Source organism: Streptomyces sp. NPDC058534 (assembly GCF_042717365.1).
Classification (GTDB): domain Bacteria; phylum Actinomycetota; class Actinomycetes; order Streptomycetales; family Streptomycetaceae; genus Streptomyces.
Genome location: NZ_JBHXNW010000052.1, coordinates 58,295 through 65,179, shown reverse-complemented (window position 1 = coordinate 65,179; position 6,885 = coordinate 58,295). Strand labels below are relative to the sequence as shown.

General features: G+C 71.6%; 6 protein-coding genes and 1 pseudogene. All 7 read right to left on the bottom strand.

The features are described 5' to 3' along the window. Positions 1-235: 235 nt before the first annotated feature. The 7 genes and pseudogenes from ACFWR9_RS28180 to ACFWR9_RS28150 all read right to left on the bottom strand — a co-directional run bounded on the left by ACFWR9_RS28180 (position 236) and on the right by ACFWR9_RS28150 (position 6,775). Complete coding sequence (locus ACFWR9_RS28180) at positions 236-1,570, bottom strand: macro domain-containing protein (RefSeq protein ID WP_383846692.1); 1,335 nt, start codon at positions 1,568-1,570, stop codon at positions 236-238. Between the two features lie 189 nt (positions 1,571-1,759). Further along, positions 1,760-2,497, bottom strand: coding sequence for a TIR domain-containing protein (locus ACFWR9_RS28175; RefSeq protein ID WP_383846690.1), 738 nt, complete (start codon positions 2,495-2,497; stop codon positions 1,760-1,762). Next, a complete protein-coding gene (locus tag ACFWR9_RS28170; RefSeq protein WP_383846688.1) occupies positions 2,494-4,071 on the bottom strand; it encodes a hypothetical protein in 1,578 nt (525 codons plus the stop codon). The genes ACFWR9_RS28175 and ACFWR9_RS28170 overlap by 4 nt, the downstream gene beginning before the upstream one ends. 5 nt (positions 4,072-4,076) lie before the next feature. Beyond that, on the bottom strand, positions 4,077-4,811 hold the full coding sequence (locus tag ACFWR9_RS28165; protein WP_383846686.1) for a hypothetical protein: 735 nt from the start codon (positions 4,809-4,811) through the stop codon (positions 4,077-4,079). Positions 4,812-5,062: 251 nt separating this feature from the next. Next, positions 5,063-5,940 (bottom strand): annotated as a pseudogene (locus tag ACFWR9_RS28160) (NAD(P)/FAD-dependent oxidoreductase); the annotation flags it as partial. Further along, entirely contained in the window at positions 5,937-6,356 is a 420-nt protein-coding gene (locus ACFWR9_RS28155; RefSeq protein WP_383846685.1) for an arsenate reductase ArsC, read from the bottom strand. The gene ACFWR9_RS28155 and the pseudogene ACFWR9_RS28160, both read right to left, overlap by 4 nt. Positions 6,357-6,397: 41 nt before the next feature. Beyond that, positions 6,398-6,775 carry a low molecular weight phosphatase family protein gene (locus tag ACFWR9_RS28150; RefSeq protein WP_383846684.1) on the bottom strand — a complete coding sequence of 126 codons (378 nt, stop codon included), beginning with the start codon at positions 6,773-6,775 and terminating at the stop codon, positions 6,398-6,400. Between the last annotated feature and the right edge of the window lie 110 nt (positions 6,776-6,885).

Here is a 6,885-nt window from a genome sequence, read left to right as displayed (position 1 = left end):
GGCGGGGGCCCTGAGCGCGCCCCGCGGGCCCGGGCCCCCCCCCGGGGTGCCCGCCCGCCGCCCGGGGTCGCGGGGGCCGGGGGCCGGCCGCCGACGTCGGCGCTGGTGCCCGGCCGCGGAGAGGGGGTGCTGTCTGGATCAGGCCGGCTCCGGGCAACGGTGCCTTGCGCCCGGCCCGAGCGGGGTCTGGTTCGTGCCGGGCCCCGTGACCCCGGCAGGATCCGAACGGCACCCCCTAGGTGCGCAGAAAGGTACCGAGGGCGGACAGGTCGGTGCGTTCGAGGTCGGCCGGGCGGATCACGACGCGCAGTTCGGGGGCGGTGGCCGGGTCCCGGCGGCAGTGCGCGGCGAAGCTCTCGACGATCATGAACAGCAGCTGGGTGCGGTCGAGTTCGACGATCCGGGCGAGGCCGGAGCCGATCAGGGGGATCGCGACCGGCTTGTACATGCCGTACCGGGCGACGGCCGGCCAGAGGGTGTCCAGGCTCGCCCGCAGATCGGCCGGTCCCGAGCGGGCCACGAGGTCGTTGCCGAGCCGGGAGTAGGCCACGGCGAAGACCCGGCGGCCGTCCACCGTGAGCGGCACGGTGGTGCCGAGCGGATAGCGGACCCTGCGGCCGCGCGGCTTGTCCTGGGGCCGCTCCGTGCGCAGCGGGGTGAGCGTCCGCAGCCCGGCCTGGATCCGGTCGTCGAGGAGCTTGCGCTCGCCGCCGAACAGCCGCTGCACCAGCTGCCCCTGCACGCTGTCCCGGCTGATCACCAGGTCCTGCTCGGTGGCGGTGTCGAAGGTGTCGGTGAACCCGACCACCAGGTTGGCGTCCTCCTGGTCGAAGAGGTCGCCGCGCACGACGACCAGGTCTCCGGCGCCGGGGAAGGGCTGGCGCAGCAGTTCCTGCCCGTGCCGCTCCCGCAGCCGGGCCCGCAGCGAGCCGAGCAGCTCGGCGAGGTCCTGGTCGTCCGGCCGCTCCCTGGCCATCTGCTGCGCGACCGGCAGGGCGAGGTCGTGCCGGCCCAGGTCCATCCGGCTGCGGATCAGCTGGCGGCGGGCCGTCTCGCGCAGCGCGAGCAGCCGGCGTACCAGCGGCCGGGCGAAGTCCGCGTCGCCCGCCTCGGCCAGGGGACGGCCGCGGACCAGGGCCAGCGCCGCCGCCAGCCGGTCGGCGGCCGACGCGGGGGCCGCGAGCAGCGCCGAGTTGACCATGTCGGTGAAGTCCGCGCAGTCCAGCTGCTCGGGCGTGAGCACCAACCGGTACGCGGTCTCGGGCGCCGGTGCGGCCAGCAGCTGCTCGGTGCGCAGCACCCGGGCGCCGTCACCGTTCTGGGCGGGGTCGAGGGCGCGGCGCAGTTCGAGGACGCGCTTCTGCACCTCGTTGCGGTGCCGCCCGGACTGGTGGGGCTGCTCGCCGTTGATCGCCCACACGTCGCGGTGCAGGGTGCGGACCGGTACGGACTCTCCCTCCGCCGCCACCAGCCGGACCAGCAGCCGTGTCGTCAACGGCGTCAACCGGGCCGGTTCGCCGTCGACTTCGAGACCCGCCGGGCCCAGGACGCTCACGCGGATGCGCGCCATACAAGTGGTCTCCACTCGTTTCGCCCTCTTCCGCCGAGTGGTCACGGGGGAGGTTTCGGCAGCGTATCAAGCGTCCGTTTGGGGGAGTTGTGGATTCGGACGGTTCGTGTGGCGCACTGGACCGGGTGGATCCGGCGGAGGTGGCGGTGGGCACGGGTCGGCCCCCGAACGGCGCGCGGATCCGCCGGGCTACGGCCGGCGGTGGTAGGCGGACAGGTGTTGGAACGGGTAGGTGTGGCGCCAGTCCGAACCGGTGTCGTTGACCGTGCAGCCCGCCAGTTTCAGCCGTTCCACGATCTTGCCGAGCGCCGTCCCGGAGCCGTCGAAGCGGATGACGTTGCGCCCCGCGATGTCGGCGATCGGCCGCAGGCCGCCCACCTCGACGATCAGGGTGCGCTCGGGGTAGGCCATCAGCACCATGCCCAGTTCGATCAGCACGTTCGGGCGCGGCTGGCACACGGGCCGGGTCTCGTACTCCGGCTCGTTGTGGCCCCGCAGGTCCGGGTGGAGGGTGACGACGTCGTCCGGGGTGAGCAGCACGAGCGCCGCCTGGGCCTGCGCCGGGGCGCCGGCGACCACGTCACCGAGAAAGGGGGACGCGTGGCCGGTCGCTCTGACCAGGTCCTCCCACTCCTTGGGACGCAGGTCGAGCCGGCGCAGCAACTCGAACATCTCCCGCCGCACCTGGTCGTCCCGGCCGTGCACGACGAAGACGCTCCGGGCCCGTTCGGCGTCCGAGGGCATCGGCACCGCGCCGCGCCGCAGCCCGTCGGCGTACGGCTGCCCGGCCGGCCCGGACGGTGCGGCGTGGACCGGGGAGTTGTCGCCGAAGGTCTGGGTGCCGCCGTTGCCGACGCTCTGGTTGCCCCGGAAGTTGTTGGTGCTGCCCTGGCCGAAGTCGTTGCCTTGGAACTTCTGGGCGCTCATGCCGGTCGTGCCTCCCTGGTGATGCCGGAGTTGTTGCCGAAGGTCTGGGTGCCGTTGTTGCCGACGCTCTGGTTGCCGCCGAAGTTGTTGGTGCTGTTGGCCCCGAAGTTCTGCTGGAGGATGTTGGTCTGGTTCGCGTCGTGCTCGCGGGTGTCGACGTCGTGGTCGCGCAGGAAGTCACCGACGATCTGGAGCAGGTGGCGCTCGATGATCTGGATGTACTTGATCGCGTCCGTCTCCTGGAAGAAGTGGTGGAATTCGCTGTTGGGCGCCAGTTCGCGGACGCTGGTGAGCGCGCCGCAGTCCACGGTGGTCAGGGCGTAGCGGCCGAGCCGGAACTCGCTGGTGTCGTTGGGCTGGCGCACCAGGGTCCGTACGGTGTCGGTGCCGAAGCGGCTGGGCAGCCGCTCGCGCAGCGGGTTGAAGACCAGCCGCAGCAGTTCGCCGGGCGCGCTGCGGGTCACGTCCCAGGCGATGCGCACCATCAGCCGGCCGTCGATGGTGGCGGGCAGCCGGTCGGCGAGGTGGAAGCTCTCCGGCACGGGTCCGAGCACGTAGGTGTAGAACTCGGTGTGCAGGGTGCTGCCCTTGATGTCGAAGCCGATGAACACCGAGGTGACCAGCTCCTGTTGCCAGGCGCCGATGCGGATGCACAGGTACTCGCGCCGGGCGTCGTAGTCCTCCCGCCAGTGTTCGTCGTCGTCCTCGGGGTCGGGGGCGTCGAGGAGTACGGCGACGGAGTCGCTGCCCTCGGCCGTCCGGACCGCCTTGGTGAACCTGCGCCGGTCGACGGAGAGCAGCTGGATCCGGTCGCTGGGCGCGGGCTTGTCGCGCAGCTCGGCGAGCATCCGCTCGCTGACGCGGCCGGTGATGTCCTCGACGGTGAACGGGATGATCGGCTTGCGTTCGGCCGGGGCGTGGTCTCCCGCGCCGTCCACCGGACCGTGCTGGGCGGGGAAGTGCCCGTTGAGCAGGCCGCCCTGGCCGGTGAGCACGCCGCCCCGGGACACCGGGGCGCCCAGCAGCAGTTCGGCGTTGGCCCAGCGGCGGATGGAGTGGCCGGCGCCCACGAACGGCTTGTAGCCGCCGTAGTAGACCGTGTCGGAGGCCTGCTGCCGGTTGATCTTGCCGACCAGCTCCGGGGTGAAGCGCGAGGTCATCGGGTAGGCGCCGTCGAATCCCGGGCGGCCGTCCGCCGCCGGCGCGAGGTGCTCGGCGAGGGTCTGGAGGATGGCCAGGCGGCGCAGGAACATCGTGGCCCAGGCGACCCAGAAGAACAGCAGCGCCGCACCGAGGCCGCTCAGCAGCCCCGTGGCGAGCAGCAGCACGACGACGGCGGTGCCCGCGCCGAGGGCGGCCAGCTGGTTGCGGCGCAGGTTGTGGGCGGCGAGGGCGTGCGCGAGCACGGGCGCGGCGTCGTAGCCGTAGGAGGGGGCCACCATCCGGTAGGAGTGGGTGAGCAGCTCCCGGATCACGGCCTTGCGGTAGACGGGGTCGAGATAGGTGCCGGCGCACAGCAGGCGGGTGACGTTGCTGGTCGCGTCCGGGGGCGGCGGGGCGGCGTGGGTGGTCATGGTCCTCAGTTCCCTTCCCGCATGTCCGCGGCGGTGATGACGCCGTCGCTCACCGTGTAGGTGCCCTCGAAGGTGGTCGAGGTGCCGTCGTCGTCCCAGGCCACGACGGTGACCGACACCTCGTCGCCGGTCGTGCCGTTCACGGTGACGTCGTCCCGGTCGGTCGTCTCGAAGCCGGCGACGAAGTGGTCGTAGTCCGGGTCGAGGTTCTTGCCGCCCAGCTCCCAGGCGGTCGCGAAGTCGCGGTTGTTGATGGCCTCGAAGTACGCGGTCACCGTCGCCTCCGGCCCGTCCTCGCCGGTGAGCGCGGGGTCGGAGGAGTCGTCCGTGGGGTCGTCGGTGGCGGTGCCGTCCGTGCCGTCTGTGCCGTCTGTGCCGTCGTCGTAGGTGCCGTCGCCGTACGGGTCGTACGGGTCGTCGGTCGGCTCGTCGGTCGTGCCGTCGGTCGTGCCGTCGTCCCAGGAGTAGGTGTCGTCCTCCGAGGTCCCTTCGTCCGAGTTCTCGTCGTCCGAGGTGTCGGAACCCCAGCCCGGCATTGCTCCGCTGCCGTAGAAGTCGTCGGTGGCGGGGGCCCCGTCGTCGCGGCCGGTCGTGGTGAGCACGACGGCCAGCACGACTATGAGGACGAACGGGATCGCGATGACGGTCAGGGCCTGGTTGCGTACCTGGCCGGGCGTGAGTGCGAGTCCCGGCGCCGGGTAGGAACCACGGGCGCCGGGCGGAACGCGGGTACTACTCATCTGTCACCTCATTGCCGCCGGTATCCGGACGGGCGGATACGGCACGCGCCCCGAGTGGGCCGATGTGCCTTGTGCATCGACCGATCCGATCAGGGACGGCGCTTCCGGAACCAGATTTCTGGCGTTCCGATGCGCTTCCGATCGGCTTCCGGTATGGGACACGCGGTCGCTCCGACCTGGAGGGAATATACCCCCGGGGGGTATGGTTGACTTACGTGACCGAGATACGCCGAGAGAAGGGGAGACGGCCATGGATCGGCCGAGGCCAGTTCCTCGCGGCCGTCGGTGAGCGCGGCAAGATGCCGCTCCACGTCCAAGGCAGCCGCACAACCACTGGCGGCGGCGGTGATCGCCTGCCGGTAGGTGTGGTCGACGACGTCGCCGGCGGCGAATACGCCCGGGACGTTCGTACGGGTGGATGGCGAGGCGACCTTGAGGTAGCCGTTGTCGTCCAGGTCCAGCCGGCCCTTGAACAGCTCCGTGCGCGGATCGTGGCCGATGGCGATGAACAGGCCGGTCGCGTCCAGGTCGCGGGTGGCGCCGCTGAAGACGTCGCGCAGAACGAGGCCGGCCAGCATGCCGTTGCTCTCCTTGATCTCCGCGATCTCCGCGATCTCCGCGATCTCGGTGTCGAAGGCGAAGGAGATCTTGTCGTCGGAGAAGGCGCGGTTCTGCATGACCCGGGAGGCGCGGAGCGTCGAGCGGCGGTGGGCGACGGTCACCGAGCGGGCGAAGCGGGTGAGGAAGGTGGCCTCCTCCATGGCGGTGTCGCCGCCGCCGACCACCACGATGTCGCGGTCGCGGAAGAAGAAGCCGTCGCAGGTGGCGCACCAGGACACGCCCCGGCCGGACAGGTCGTCCTCCTTGGGGAGGCCGAGTCTGCGGTAACCGGAACCGGTGGCCACGATCACCGTCTTCGCGCGGTGCACGGTTCCCGCGGTGTCGGTGACCGACTTGATGTCCCCGGCGAGGTCCGCCTCGACGATGTCGTCGTCGATCCGCCGAAGACGGCGCCGCCGAAGACGAGCGGCTTGAGCTCGGCACGGGCCCTGTAGAGGGCAGCGGTGTATCCGGCGGGGCCGGAACCGATGATGACCTCGCGTACTCCGTTGTCGGTCACTGAGGTCACGCCTCCCGCTTCGCGTCGATCTCGGCGATGAGGGCCCCGATGCGGGTCTTGATCTCGTCGCGGATGGGGCGGACGGCCTCGACGCCCTTGCCGGCCGGGTCCTCCAGGGCCCAGTCCAGGTACTTCTTGCCCGGGAAGATCGGGCACGCGTCGCCGCAGCCCATGGTGATGACGTAGTCGGACGCCTGGACGGCCTCGGTGGTGAGGATCTTCGGCTTGGCGTCGGCGATGTCGACGCCGACTTCCCTCATCGCCTCGACGGCGGCCGGGTTGACCTGGTCGCCGGGGACGGAGCCGGCGGAGCGGACCTCGACGCGGTCTCCTGCCAGGTGCTGGAGGAAGCCGGCGGCCATCTGGGAGCGGCCGGCGTTGTGGACGCAGACGAAGAGCACGGAGGCGAGCGGAGCGGAGGGCATGCGTTCTTCCTTCACGAAGTGGTGGCAGGTGGTGCGGGGTTTCAGGTGCTCACCAGGCTGGCGGGCAGGTCGGTGATGCGCATGTCGATGTCGTCGCGGATCTGGCGGACGACTCCGAGCGGAGCGCCGTCGGGATCGGGCACGGGCCAGTCCAGGCAGCGGCGGCCGGACCCGATCGGGCAGGCGTCGCCGCAGCCCATGGTGATGACGATGTCGGCGGCCCGCACGGCCTCGTCGGTCAGCGGCTTGGGGAACGCTCCAGCCGGATCGGCGCCGGCCTCGGTGAGGACCTGCGCGATGTGCGGCCCGACCTCGGGCCCTGGGTGGGCCCCTGCGGAGGAGACGGTGAGCCGGTCGACCGCCCGATGTCGCAGCAACGCGGCGGCGAGCTGGGAGCGGCTCGCGTTGTGGCTGCACACGAACAGCACCCGCGGCAGCCCGACGCTCGGCGCGCCCTGGACGTGGGCGAGAACGTCGAGGCGCTCAGCGGCACGGTCTCAACCGAGAAGCGGCCCGTGTGCACGGTGGC